General features: G+C 64.0%; 10 protein-coding genes. 1 reads left to right on the top strand and 9 read right to left on the bottom strand.

Annotated elements, in window-relative coordinates; all coding sequences use genetic code 11:
• Positions 1 to 121: 121 nt before the first annotated feature.
• The gene (locus IVB31_RS33420; protein WP_247332612.1) at positions 122 to 538 is read left to right on the top strand and encodes a CHRD domain-containing protein; all 417 of its coding nucleotides are present in this window, start codon (positions 122 to 124) and stop codon (positions 536 to 538) included.
• A gap of 78 nt (positions 539 to 616) precedes the next feature.
• Here IVB31_RS33420 and IVB31_RS33425 read toward each other — a convergent pair whose 3' ends face one another.
• The 9 genes from IVB31_RS33425 to IVB31_RS33465 all read right to left on the bottom strand — a co-directional run bounded on the left by IVB31_RS33425 (position 617) and on the right by IVB31_RS33465 (position 12,069).
• Positions 617 to 1,912: a cystathionine gamma-synthase family protein gene (locus IVB31_RS33425; RefSeq protein ID WP_247332614.1), complete on the bottom strand. Its 1,296-nt coding sequence runs from the start codon at positions 1,910 to 1,912 to the stop codon at positions 617 to 619.
• A gap of 204 nt (positions 1,913 to 2,116) precedes the next feature.
• Positions 2,117 to 2,905, bottom strand: coding sequence for a substrate-binding domain-containing protein (locus IVB31_RS33430; RefSeq protein ID WP_247332616.1), 789 nt, complete (start codon positions 2,903 to 2,905; stop codon positions 2,117 to 2,119).
• Between the two features lie 138 nt (positions 2,906 to 3,043).
• On the bottom strand, positions 3,044 to 3,490 hold the full coding sequence (locus IVB31_RS33435) for a cytochrome c (RefSeq protein ID WP_247332619.1): 447 nt from the start codon (positions 3,488 to 3,490) through the stop codon (positions 3,044 to 3,046).
• A gap of 129 nt (positions 3,491 to 3,619) precedes the next feature.
• Positions 3,620 to 5,929 (bottom strand): xanthine dehydrogenase family protein molybdopterin-binding subunit, encoded by a 2,310-nt coding sequence (locus IVB31_RS33440; protein WP_247332620.1) that lies wholly within the window; start codon positions 5,927 to 5,929, stop codon positions 3,620 to 3,622.
• Between the two features lie 115 nt (positions 5,930 to 6,044).
• Positions 6,045 to 7,028 carry a DUF1152 domain-containing protein gene (locus IVB31_RS33445; protein ID WP_247332622.1) on the bottom strand — a complete coding sequence of 328 codons (984 nt, stop codon included), beginning with the start codon at positions 7,026 to 7,028 and terminating at the stop codon, positions 6,045 to 6,047.
• A gap of 538 nt (positions 7,029 to 7,566) precedes the next feature.
• On the bottom strand, positions 7,567 to 7,983 hold the full coding sequence (locus IVB31_RS33450; protein ID WP_247332624.1) for an SRPBCC family protein: 417 nt from the start codon (positions 7,981 to 7,983) through the stop codon (positions 7,567 to 7,569).
• Between the two features lie 163 nt (positions 7,984 to 8,146).
• Positions 8,147 to 9,673 (bottom strand): murein biosynthesis integral membrane protein MurJ, encoded by a 1,527-nt coding sequence (gene murJ / locus IVB31_RS33455; protein ID WP_247332626.1) that lies wholly within the window; start codon positions 9,671 to 9,673, stop codon positions 8,147 to 8,149.
• 188 nt (positions 9,674 to 9,861) lie between these two features.
• Positions 9,862 to 11,013 carry a DegT/DnrJ/EryC1/StrS family aminotransferase gene (locus IVB31_RS33460; protein WP_247332629.1) on the bottom strand — a complete coding sequence of 384 codons (1,152 nt, stop codon included), beginning with the start codon at positions 11,011 to 11,013 and terminating at the stop codon, positions 9,862 to 9,864.
• A 51-nt stretch (positions 11,014 to 11,064) separates the two neighbouring features.
• Entirely contained in the window at positions 11,065 to 12,069 is a 1,005-nt protein-coding gene (locus IVB31_RS33465) for a Gfo/Idh/MocA family oxidoreductase (protein WP_247332633.1), read from the bottom strand.
• Positions 12,070 to 12,328 lie beyond the last annotated feature (259 nt).

Below are 12,328 nucleotides of genomic sequence, written 5' to 3' on the forward strand. Positions count from 1 at the left end.
CGAAGTCGGCGCCGCTCCAGCCACGAAGAATTTAGCCCACGGCGGCCTGGAACGGGAATAAACTGAAATGCCGGCTGTTGAAAGTTTGGCAGCCCAAACGGGTTCAGCAGGGAGAAAAGTCATGAACAAGACCGTCATCGCCATGTCAATGCTCGGCGCCATTGCCTTTGCAGGTTCGGCCAGCGCGGAAAAGCTGAAAGCAACGCTCGACGCCAAGTCCGAGGTGCCGGCAACGACCAGCAGCGGCACCGGCACGGCCGATCTGGACTACGACGCCGCCAGCAAGAAACTGTCCTGGACCGTCACCTATTCCGGGCTGTCGGGCCCTGCCACCGCCGCACATTTCCATGGGCCTGCCGAGGCCGGCAAGAACGCCGGCGTCGCCGTTGCGATCCCGAATGCGACGTCGAGCCCGGCCAAGGGCGAAGCGACGCTGACCGACGCGCAGGCCGCCGATCTCCTGGCCGGCAAGCTCTACGTCAACATCCACACCGCGGCCAATCCGGGCGGCGAGATCCGTGGTCAGGTGACGAAGTAACCTTTCGCACTGTCCAACAAAAGGGCGGCTGCTTTCGCAGCCGCCCTTTTCGATTCCGTCGCCCGGCTGGCGCAGGCGTCACACGTCAGGTTCGGCGGCATTCAGCGCCTGCGCGAGGTCGGCGATCAAATCCGACGGGTGTTCGATGCCGATCGACAGTCGGATCGTGGAATCGAGCACGCCGATTTTTCGGCGGATGTCGGCGGGAATGCCGGAATGGGTCATGGTCGCCGGCAGGCTCGCAAGCGACTCCGTGCCGCCAAGGCTCACCGCCAGCTTGAGGATTTGCAGCGCGTTGAGGAATTTCACGGCCGCCGCCTTGCCGCCGACGATATCGAACGAGAACGTGGATCCCGCCCCCGAGCATTGCCGCGCGAACACAAGTCCGGCCGGAGAGCCCGCCTCGTGATGACCGAGATAATGGACTTTGCTCACTTTGGGATGATCGCGCAGATAGTCCGCCACGAGGCGCGCATTGCTGTCGGCCTTTTCCATGCGCAGGCTCAGCGTCTCGAGCGACCGGTTGATCATCCAGCAGGAATGCGGATCAAGCTGGGTGCCGATCGCGCCGCGGAGCTGCTTGACGCCCTTCATGATTGTTTTCGCGCCGAGCGCGGCGCCTGCGATCAGGTCGGAATGGCCGCCGACATATTTGGTGAGCGAGTACAAGGAAATATCCGCGCCGTGCTCGATCGGCCGCTGAAACACGGGACCAAGCAGCGTGTTGTCGCAGGCGATGATCGGAATGTGTCCTTGCGTCTTTCCGATTGTCTCGGCGACGCGCCGCATCATCGCGATGTCGACCAGCCCGTTGGTCGGGTTGGCCGGGGTTTCGATCAGGATCATCGAAACCCGGCCCTTGCGTGTGGCTTCTTCCGCGGCCTGGCTGACCACGGCTTCATCGACACCATCGGCGAAGCCGACGGCGCCGATCGACATGCGCGCAAGCGTGTTCGTCAGCAGGGTTTCCGTCCCGCCATAGAGCGGCTGGGAATGCAGAATGACATCGCCGGGGCGGACGAAAGCCAGGATCGTGGTTGCGATGGCCGCCATGCCGGATGAGAACAGCGCGCAGCTTTCGGTGCGCTCGTAGATCGCGAGCCTGTCCTCGACGATTTCGCTATTGGGGTGATTGAAGCGCGAATAGACCAGGCCCGCGCCCATCCCTTCCGGCGGCTCGCGCCGGCCGGACACGAAATCGAAGAAGTCCTGCCCGTCCTCGGCCGTCTTGAACACGAAGGTCGAGGTCAGGAACACCGGCGGCTTGACGGCGCCTTCCGACAATTGCGGATCATAGCCGTAGGTCAGCATCAGCGTTTCCGGATGCAGCATATGGTTGCCGATGTGGGTTTTCGACGGGAACGGTTTTGCCATGGCCTGTCTCGCTGTTCTCGGTTGGAGGTGCTCGCCGCGCGAGCTCTCGCGACGGTGAAGCAATCGGCATCGGCTGCGCCGGTTCCGACAACTCTCATCAACCGACGTGGAATCCGCCTCTATTCCCGGACGCGCAACGTACGGTTTCCAAGTCGCGTCCCAAGTTGCGCAAGGACCATGGACCGGGCGAAGCCGGCCCAGCCATCAATGCGCGGGCAACGGCTTCAATCCGGCCTTCGTGATGGCGGCCGCTGCTTCTGCCGAGGAAAGGAAGTGCAACAGGGTGGTTGCGGCCTCGGGATGTTGCGAATTCCTGGACAGTGCGCCGACATAGAGGGTCGGCGGCTGAATGTCCGACGGCACGGTGCCGACGAAATCGACCCCGGAAACATGCATCAGTTCGGCGACCTGCTGGAACCCGATCTCCGCCTCGCCTCGCGCAACGACGGCAGCCACGGGTTCTCCCGACGGCGGACCGGGCACCTTGCGCGACTTGCCGGAGATTTCGTCGGCAACGCCGAGCTTCTTGAATCCGATCGTCGAGAGATAAGTGCCGCTCGAGCTATCCGAATAGGCGATGGATTTGGCCGCGAGCAGAGTCTTGCGCAGCGCGTCCATCGTGCTGATGTCGGGCTTGGGCTGACCGGCGCGCACCACCATGCCGATGAAGGATTCCGCGAGCGGCACCCTGCTGCCCGGACGCGTCAGCTCGCGCTTGTCCAGGAGATCGACGCCGGCCCCGTCCATGATCACGACGTCGGTCTCCTCGCCGCGGGCGAGCCGCGTCGGGATGGCTTCCGGTGAATCGCCGATCGAAGGCCCCCGCGTGGTGACGAGCCTATTCCCCGTCGATGCCTCGAACGCGGGACCGAGCTCCTTGTACACGTTGAAGAACCCGGCCGAGATCATCACCTTGACATCGGCGGCTGTCGCGCCGGGCGTCAAGGCGACAGCTGTCAGAAGGGCAATCAAGCAGACGACAAGTCGCGGCACGATATGGCCCCCCGGGAGCATTCACTCGCAGTGTCCTACGAAAGCCAGTCTGCGTCCAGCGGCGACACGCGACGCAACAAAAAGGGCGGCTGCTTTCGCAGGCCGCCCTTTCCTGATTTCCGGTAGCCTGTCTTTCCGTCAGCCGTTCTTCACGCGGAACGTCTCGTGGCAGCCGCCGCATTCCTTGCCGACCGCGGGAAAATTCGCCTTGAGCGAATCGATATCCTTGATCTTGCCCTTGGCCTCGGCGACGGTCTTGGCGAAGCTCGCGACCTTGGCATCGAAGCCGGCCTTGTCCTCCCAGACCTTCGGCGAGGCGCTGTAATCGCCCTCGGGCTTCATGCCCTTGGCGCTTGCCGGAAACAGGTTCGGCAGCTTCTTGGCGGTGTCCTCGAACTGCGCCAGGGCCGTATCGACGATGGCCTGGTCGTAGGGCTTCTCGCCCTTGACGATCGCCGCCACCGCGCCGGCGTTCTTCCCATTACCCTTCATGAGGGTCTGGACCTCCTTGACGGAGTCCTGTTGTGCCCAAACCGCGCCCATGCCGAGCAGCAGCGCGCCGCCAACAACCAACACTCGCTTCATTCGCAAAATCCCTTTCGCTGACAGGATCGTGCTGACCCCACATGAGGCCAACACCGTTAGGCAGATTTCATTCCATCCGGAGCGCGGCGATCAATCGTCGCACTCCGGATGATTCGATTGAGCTCGGGCTTACAGGCTGTGACGGCGATGGTGCTCGTTGATGGCGATCCACACCCGCTCCGCTGTCGCGGGCATGTCGATGTGGTCGATCTTGTACTCGCGCCAGAGCCCATCGATGATGGCGTTGACGACGGCCGGGCAGGAGCCGATCGCGCCGGCCTCGCCCGCCCCCTTCACCCCCAACGGATTGGTCGTGCAGGGGACGTTGGCAGTCTCGAACACGAAGGCAGGCCCGTCCGCCGCACGCGGCAGCGCGTAGTCCATGAAGGTCGCGGTGATGAGCTGGCCATCACCTGCGCCATACACCACCTGCTCCATCAGCGCCTGGCCGATGCCCTGCATGGCGCCGCCATGCACCTGTCCGGCCAGGAGCAGCGGATTGAGCGTCTTGCCGAAATCGTCCACAATCACGTAATTGACGATTTTGATGATGCCGGTGGCCGGATCGATCTCGACCTCCGCGACATGGGTGCCGTTGGGATAGGTGCCGTCGGCGCTGGCAAAGGTCGCGCTCGCATTCAACTTCGACGGATCGGCGCCCGGCCGCTTGGCGAGATCGGCGAACGAGATCGAGCGGTCAGTGCCGGCGATGCGGACCACGCCATCGGTAATCTCGAGGTCGCCGGCACTGGCTTCCAGCGCCTGCGCTGCGATCTCCTTCAGCTTTTGCCCCAACTCGCGCGTGGCGCGCTCGACGCTGACGCCACCCGAGGGAATCGAGGCCGAGCCGCCGGTGCCGAGGCCCGTGGCAATCATGTCAGTATCGCCCTGGTGGACGTGCACGCGCTCGGGCGCAACGCCGAACTGCTCGGCGACGATCTGCGCATAGGCGGTCTGGTGACCCTGCCCGCTCGACTGCGTGCCGATCAGGACGGTGATGTCGCCGTTCGGATCCATCCGCACATTGGCGGTCTCCTCGCCCATGGTGCCGCAGACCTCGACATAGCTCGCGAGCCCAATGCCGCGGATCAGGCCGCTCTTCTTGGCGAGCTTGGCGCGCTTTCCAAATTCCTTCCAGTCGGCGATTTCCATCGCCCGCTTCAGATGCGCGGCGAAATCGCCGGAATCGTAGACCTTGCCCGTGGCCGTCTTGTAGGGCAGCGCCTTCGGCTGGATGAAATTCTTGCGGCGGATGGCGTCCGGCGTCATGTCGAGTTTTCGCGCGCAGGCATCGACCAGGCGTTCGATGACATAGGCGGCCTCGGGCCGGCCCGCGCCGCGATAGGCATCGACCGGCACGCTGTTGGTGAAGATGGTGCGCACCCGGCAGTGGAAGGCCTGGATGTCGTAGAGGCCCGGCAGCATGCCGGCGCCGCCGTGGGGAATGTAGGGGCCGAAGGTCGAGAGATAAGCGCCCATGTCGCCCATCAGGTCGCAATCCATCGCGAGGAATTTACCGTCTTCAGTCAGCGCCATCTTCGCGGTGGTGACGTTGTCGCGGCCCTGCGCGTCGCCCATGAAATGCTCGGTGCGGTCGGCCGCCCATTTCACCGCCTTCTTCAGTTTCCGCGCCGCGACCGCCAAGAGGGCATATTCCCGGTATGGAAACAGCTTCGTGCCAAAGCCGCCGCCGACGTCGGGGCAGATCACCCGCATCTTCTCGGTCGGGATGTTGAGCACGTTCTGGCAGAGGATGTCGCGCAGGCGATGGCTGCCCTGGCTGCCGACCGTCAGCGTCAGATGATCCCGCTTGGCGTCATATTCGCAGACGGCGGCGCGCGCCTCCATGAAGCTCGCGACCACGCGCGGATTGACGATGGAGATTTCGGCCACCGCATGCGCCTTGGCAAAGGCGGCTTCAGTCGCTTTCTTGTCGCCGATCGACACGTCGAACAGCACATTGCCGGCCTTGTCCGGCCAGACCTGCGGCGCGCCCTTCTTCACCGCGTTGACGAGGCCGGTCACCGCCGGCAGCGGGCTCCATTTGACCTCGATCGCCTCGATCGCGTCGCGGGCCTGGTCGATGGTCTCGGCGACGACAAAGGCGATGGAATCACCGACATGGCGCACCTCGTCCTTGGCGAGGATCGGGTAAGGCGGGCCCTTGAACGGGTCGGTCTCGAGATTGAACAGGCACGGCAGGTCGCCGAGATCGGCGACGTCGGCCGCGGTCAGGATCAGCGCAACGCCGGGCAAGCCGCGGGCGCGGCTCGCATCGATAGTGTATTTGGCATGCGCATGCGGCGAGCGCAGCATCAGGCAGCGCAAAGCGGCCTGCGGCGCATAATCGTCAGTATAGCGGCCCTTGCCGCGGATCAGCGCGTCATCCTCCTTGCGCAACACGCTTTGGCCAACGCCGAACTTGATGGGAGCCGCCATTTTCTCGTCCCGTTTCTCATGGTTGTTTTGCCGGCATATTGCCGTGGAAAAACTGGCAAGGCAAACGGGTTTAGCTGGACGCAGTCCGCGAAAAATTGTCCGGCACCCTTGTGTTTCAGAGCGGGATACGACGGAAAGGCCGCAGCTCACTCGTCTCCCTGTGAAGATCGATGATCCTGCGGGCGTCCTCGGCACGCTCGGTCGCGGCCAATTGGCTCGCATAGGCCATGCGGCGAACCACCGCTGAGGATTGAAACGTCCAGTATTGCGTCATCAGCGGGTTGATGAACAGCTCGTTCCCACTGGTCCGGTTGGTGGCATGATAGTTGCCGAACTCACCCCGCAGTGCACTCGCGATCGAATTGCAGACGATGCTCGGGTGCTGGGGCTGACGCTGGTTGGCGTAGTCAACCAGATCGAGGAATGCATCGGCCTCCTTACTGCCCTGCGACAGCGAAAACATGCCGAGAAACCCACCATCGCGAATCAGCCGGGTCGTGTTCTCCAGGAACGCATGATGCGAGACACCGTGATAGTGATCCACGCCGAAGCCGATCGCAGCGAGCAGCACGCGTTCGCCCGCGGCCTGATCGGCGGCGATGAGCGAGACCGCGTCCTCGACGACGCTGCCGACGCCGGGCTCGTCGCCGAACACGAGACTGTCCGTTCCGCCATCGACCAGGACGACCATGTCGATGTCGTGGCGGTCGATAATCGCGCGATACGCAGCTGCGAGCGGACGAACGCCGCTCTTGGCAAAAGCGTAGATCGGCACGAGCTGCTCGCGGCGGCCGAGCCATTCAGCCAACCACTTCTCCGGAAAGTACGGAATCTCGGCGGCGCGCTGATCGACGCGCCAAATCGTCTCCCCGATACGCTCACCGCCGCACAGCCACAAATTCGTGAAGGAGAAGCTGGCGAACACCACCTGCTTACCCTGCGCCGTCAGATGCTGGGCGAGCGGAACCCCGGCGAAAACGTCGAAGCCGCCGCCACAGCCAGCAACAAGCACTTTGCTTGCGTGATCGAGTCGCTCAAGAAACGGAATCATGCTTGAAAAACCGTACGTTTGATCATTTACATCCCCGCTCGGCTCCATAGAGCCGTGGCGCGATCTCTCAGCCTGTCGATAGCGCGTTCCGGTGTGAGGTAGTCAATCTCGCCACGCGTCAGGCCGATATCCATCAACTCCCTGTCACTCAGGTCCTGCAAGGCGATTTGTGGGCCCTCCCGCCAGCGCCAGTCTTGGAGCGCACGCCAGTATCGCGCGAGCAAGCCTGGGATGCTCCACGTCGATACAAGTTCGACGGGGAGCCCCTCGGCCTCGGATGTGATGTCCGTCTGTTGGGGTGGCATCGGATGCTCCTGCTGTTGTGCCGGCAGGAAGCGTGACCAAATAAAAGGCCCCGTCCGATGCCGGCGGGGCCTGGTGGAAAGATGTCGTCGTCGAATTCTAGCGCACGACTCCTCCCACGGCCCAGCCGAAGCGGGTCATGTGCATGGAGTTGATTTTGCGCGACGATTTGATCATGAGACGTCAGTACCACGGCAATCGCGCAAAATCAAGAGATGTGCGAACGTCAGTTACATCCTGGGGGCGAGCCCCTAGTTCCGGCGCTCTCTTCCCCTGAACGCCTTCACGCCTTCTTCTGCTGAGCTTCCACGTGTCGTGCGAAGTTGTCGAGGATTGCCTGCCAACCGCCCTGCTGCTGCTCGACCGAATGCGTCGATTCGCCATCGAAGACAACGCGGACGACAATGCCCTTCGGGCCGGGCACAAACTCGACTTCGGCTTTTCGCTCGCCGAACGCGTATTCGATCCGCTTGTGCTCGACGATCTTCGTGTAGATGCCGGCGAAGTCAAAGCCCATGCTGCCGTCCTTGGCCTCCATGCGAGATGAGAAGGTACCGCCTTCTCGCAGGTCGACGGTCGCCTTGGTCGTATGCCAATCGTCGGACGCGGCGTTCCACTTCATGATGTCGGCCGGCGTCGTATAGGCGCGCCAGACCTGATCGATGGGGGCTGCTACGTTGGTTTCGACGGTGATCCTCATAAACAGTGCTCCTGGTTCGATTTTTGCCGGCTCAAGGTGACGGCATCACGTCAATTGTGCGGGGTCCATCCGCCGCACTTCCGAGATGTGTCGATCCAAGGACGATCGAGACTGGCCCATGCCGACAAGGTCGAGCCGTCAATGCGTTGAAAATATGAAAAAGCTAGCCCCGCACCAGCGAGACCAGCCAGCGGCGGCCGAACAGGGCGAGGATGGCGAGCGCATAGACGATCGTGCCCCCGACGGCCAGCAGAAGCAGCGTCAATTCGTCCCGGAAGGGCGTCGCGCCCAACGAAGGACCGCCAAAGCGCGCGATGAGCCAGAAGGCTGCCGCCAGGATGATCCCGGTCAGCAGGAATTTGGCGAGCGACAACAGCCAGGCCCGGTCCGGCACGAGAAAGCCTCGCCGCACCGCGAAGAACAGCACCAGCAGCAGGTTGGTCCACACGCCGACGGCGGTCGCCAGCGCCAGGCCGATCTGGGCGAGCGATCCCATCAAGGCGACCTTCAGCGCAACGTTGACGGCGATGCCGGTCAGCGACGCCCGCACCGGCGTCGCCGTGTCCTTGCGGGCATAGAAGGTCGCGACCGCGCTGCGGATCAGCACGAACGGGATCAAGCCGATGGCATAGGCCGCGAGCGTCGCGCCGGCGGCGGCGGCATCGGCCTTGGAGAACGCGCCGCGGGCAAACAGCGCACGCATGATCGCCTCGGGGACGGTGATGAAGGCCGCGACGAACGGGATCGAGAACAGCAGCGTGAAATCGAACGCGCGGCGCTGCGCCTTCATCGCACCGTCATGGTCATTGGCCGTGATCCGGCGCGACATTTCCGGCAGCAGCACCGTGCCGATGGCGATCCCGATGACCCCGATCGGCAATTGATTGAGACGGTCGGCATAGTACAGCGCCGACAGCGCGCCGGCCGGCAGGAAGGTCGCGATGATGGTGTCGGCGAACAGCGCGACCTGCGTACCCATCGAGCCCAGCGTGGCGGGTCCTAACGCTTTGAAGAAGGCGCGGACATCTTCATCGAGCCTGAGCGGCGCAAAGCGCGGCAGGCCACCATGGCGAGCGAGATCGCCCGCGAGCAGGACATATTGCAGGAAGCCCGAGATCAGGACGCCCCAGGCTGCGGCATGCCCCGCACTGGGAAACCAGGCGGCGAGCGCCAGCGTCATCATCATCGAGATGTTGAGAAAGATCGAGGCGGCCGCGGCGCTGGCAAAACGCTGCATCACGTTGAGCATGCCGCCGTAAAGCGTCACCAGCGTGATCAGCAGCAGATAGGGAAAGGTGATCCGGGTCAGCTCGATCGCGAGCCTGCGCTGCTCGGCATCCTCGGAAAACCCCGGCGCCAAAATGCTCATGGCCTGCGGCATGAACAGCCAGGCCACGATCAGCAGCACCATTTGCGAGGCCAGCAGCAGCGTGAAGATGCGGTCGGCGAACAGCCGTGCCGCCCCCTCCCCGCGCTCGCCATGGACATGCGCATAGGCCGGCACCCAGGCGGCATTGAAGGCGCCTTCGGCAAAGATCGCGCGGAAATGATTGGGCAGCCGCAGCGCCACGAAAAAGGCATCGGCCACGGGGCCGGCGCCGAGGATCGCCGCGAGCATGATGTCGCGGGCAAATCCCGTCAGCCGCGAGAGCAGCGTGTAACCACCGACCGTGAAGATGCGTCCGAGCATCCGTCTGTTTTAGAGCATGGCGAGAGAAGGTCTAGGTGCAAGCCGCAGCATAGATACACGCCCTCCCCCGCCTGCGGAGGAGGGTTGGGGAGAGGGTGTCTCCGCAACGGGACATTCTCCCAGAGGAAAGAGCCCTCACCCGCCGCGCTTCGCGCGACGACCTCTCCCGCAAGCGGGAGAGGTAAGCCTCAGCCCGCAAGCGCGCCGCGGACGGCGGCGATGATTCGCTCCTGGTCGGCCTCGCTCAAATACGGGTGCATCGGCAGGCTGATGACGTCCTGCGACAGGCTCTCGCAGCCCGGCAGGCCGCCGTCGGCGACCGGATACTGCTTGTAGGCGGTCTGCTGATGCATCGACTTGCCGTAATAGATCGCGGTCGGAACGCCCTGGGCCTTCAGCGCGGCAGCGAACCCGTCGCGGTCGGTGCCTTCAGGCAGGCGGATCGTGTACTGCGCCCAGACCGAAGTGTTGCCGGCGGCAAGCCGCGGCACGGTCACGACATTGCTCAGTCCTCGCGCATAGCGCTCGGCGACCTTGTTGCGGGCGGCGATCTCGTCGTCGAAGATCTTCAGCTTCTCGATCAGGATCGCGGCCTGCATGGTGTCGAGCCGGCCGGTCAGGCCGAGGCGGACGTTGTCGTATTTGTCGACGCCCTGCCCGTGCACGCGGATGCTGCGCAGCGTCGCCGCAAGCTCGTCGTCATCGGTGAAGATCGCGCCGCCGTCGCCGAAGCAGCCGAGCGGTTTGGCGGGGAAGAAGCTGGTCGCGGTGGCGAGCCCGAAGGTGCCGAGCTTGCGACCCTTGTAGCTCGCGCCAAACCCCTGCGCTGCGTCGTCGAGCACGAACAGGCCTTCGGCCCTGGCGATCTCCGCGATGGAATCGTGGTCGGCCGGCTGCCCGAACAAATCGACCGGAATGACCGCGACGGGCTTGAGGCCGGCCTTGCGGGCGGTCGCGATGCCGCGCTTCAGCGACTCCGGGCTCATGTTGAAGGTCGCTTCGTCGACGTCGACATAAACAGGCATCGCGCCGGTCCGCGCCACCGGCGACGCGGTCGCGATAAAGGTGAAGGACGGACACAGCACGGCATCGCCGGGGCCGACATTCTTCGCCATCATGACCATCAGAATCGCGTCGGTGCCGCTGGCGCAGCCGATCACGTGCTTGGCGCCGGTATAGGCCGCGAGCTGCTTCTCGAGTTCGGCGACCTCGGGGCCGTTGACGAACTGGCAATGGTCGAGCACGCGCTTGACCGCGGCATCGAGCGCGTCGCCGAGCCGGCGGCGCTGCGAGCCGACGTCGATGAAGGGAATGGGTTCGGGACGCAGATGCTGGTTCATGGCGGCTTGCCGATTTCCTTGCGCTTCTTGAGCGGTCGACATGGATAGAGATCAGCCCGCGACGCGGCGCGGACCCTTGCGGGCGGGCGAGGTGGCTGCGGGGCGGGACGGCGTTTCCAGGCACTGCGTCGCGATCTCGAGGCTGGCGACGCCTTCGTCACCGGTGACCGCCGGCGCCTCGCCGTTGCGCACGGCCTTGAGGAACGCGATCAGCTCGGCGCGGAGCGGCTCGTCATGGCCGACCGGCAGATGCCGCATCGAATAGCTGCCGTCCGGCTTGAAGCCGAAGCATTCGGTGACCTGACGCGTCAGGAGATCGCCCATCACGTATTTGCCGCGGGTCGCGACCGTGACGCTGCGCGCCTTGAACGGCGTCAGCCAGTTGGTGTTGATGTGCGCGAGCACGCCGTTGGCGGTGCGGAACTGCAACAGCGCGATGTCCTCGCGTTCGGCGACCGCGCTCGACAATTGCGGCTGCACCTCGACGATGTCGGATTCGGTGAACCAGCGGATCAAATCGATGTCGTGCACGGCCAGATCGATGACGACGCCGACATTGGACATGCGCGGCGGGAACGGGCCAACGCGCGTGATCGCGATGGAGAGGATATCCTCACCCGCGATCGCCTGCTTGACGGCGGCAACCGCCGGATTGAAGCGCTCGACATGGCCGACCATCAGCGTCACGCCGGCCTTTTGCGCAGCCGTGACGATCTCGCGGCCCTCTGCGACCGTGGACGCGATCGGCTTCTCGACCAGCACGTGGATGTTCTTGGCGATGCAGGCGAGCGAGACCTCGTGATGCAGATGGGTCGGCGCCGCGATGGTGACGGCATCGACGCCTTCGGCGAAGAGCTGGTCGATGGTCTCGAAGCTGGCGCAATTGGCAAGCTCCATCGCGCGGGTGCGATGTGCCGGCGAAGGATCGACGACGCCGACGAGGGTGATGCCGGGCAGACCGCTGAGCACGCGCGCATGGTTGCTGCCCATCACGCCCGCGCCAATGACGCCGACGCGCAAGCCGACCTTTGCCGGTACAGACCCTTTGGAACTCATCTGAGCAAACCCCGATTCAACGCAAATCCCCGGCCGCTTCTAGCACGGTCGCCACATTTGTGGCGAATGCCGCCCTGACGGGCCGGACACGATTTGATTCAAAAAGTTACACGTTCTCCGGGCCCTAAGCCTCTGAAAGAGACCACTCTTTCGGCCCGGATCGCGTGCTTCGGAGCTTGCTGGTTACGACCTTTGATAGTCGTCTTCAATCCGGATGATGTCGTCTTCCCCGAGATAGGAGCCGGTCTGGACCTCGATC

This window comes from Bradyrhizobium sp. 21 (assembly GCF_023073335.1).
In the GTDB taxonomy this organism is placed as follows: domain Bacteria; phylum Pseudomonadota; class Alphaproteobacteria; order Rhizobiales; family Xanthobacteraceae; genus Bradyrhizobium.

Excerpts from the sequence above, each read along its gene's own strand:
- IVB31_RS33420 (WP_247332612.1), top strand. The coding sequence starts at position 122 with ATGAACAAGACCGTCATCGCCATGTCAATGCTCGGCGCCATTGCCTTT.
- IVB31_RS33450 (WP_247332624.1), bottom strand. The coding sequence starts at position 7,983 with ATGAGGATCACCGTCGAAACCAACGTAGCAGCCCCCATCGATCAGGTC.
- IVB31_RS33465 (WP_247332633.1), bottom strand. The coding sequence starts at position 12,069 with ATGAGTTCCAAAGGGTCTGTACCGGCAAAGGTCGGCTTGCGCGTCGGC.
- IVB31_RS33425 (WP_247332614.1), bottom strand. The coding sequence starts at position 1,912 with ATGGCAAAACCGTTCCCGTCGAAAACCCACATCGGCAACCATATGCTG.
- IVB31_RS33435 (WP_247332619.1), bottom strand. The coding sequence starts at position 3,490 with ATGAAGCGAGTGTTGGTTGTTGGCGGCGCGCTGCTGCTCGGCATGGGC.
- IVB31_RS33460 (WP_247332629.1), bottom strand. The coding sequence starts at position 11,013 with ATGAACCAGCATCTGCGTCCCGAACCCATTCCCTTCATCGACGTCGGC.
- IVB31_RS33445 (WP_247332622.1), bottom strand. The coding sequence starts at position 7,028 with ATGGAGCCGAGCGGGGATGTAAATGATCAAACGTACGGTTTTTCAAGC.
- murJ (WP_247332626.1), bottom strand. The coding sequence starts at position 9,673 with ATGCTCGGACGCATCTTCACGGTCGGTGGTTACACGCTGCTCTCGCGG.
- IVB31_RS33440 (WP_247332620.1), bottom strand. The coding sequence starts at position 5,929 with ATGGCGGCTCCCATCAAGTTCGGCGTTGGCCAAAGCGTGTTGCGCAAG.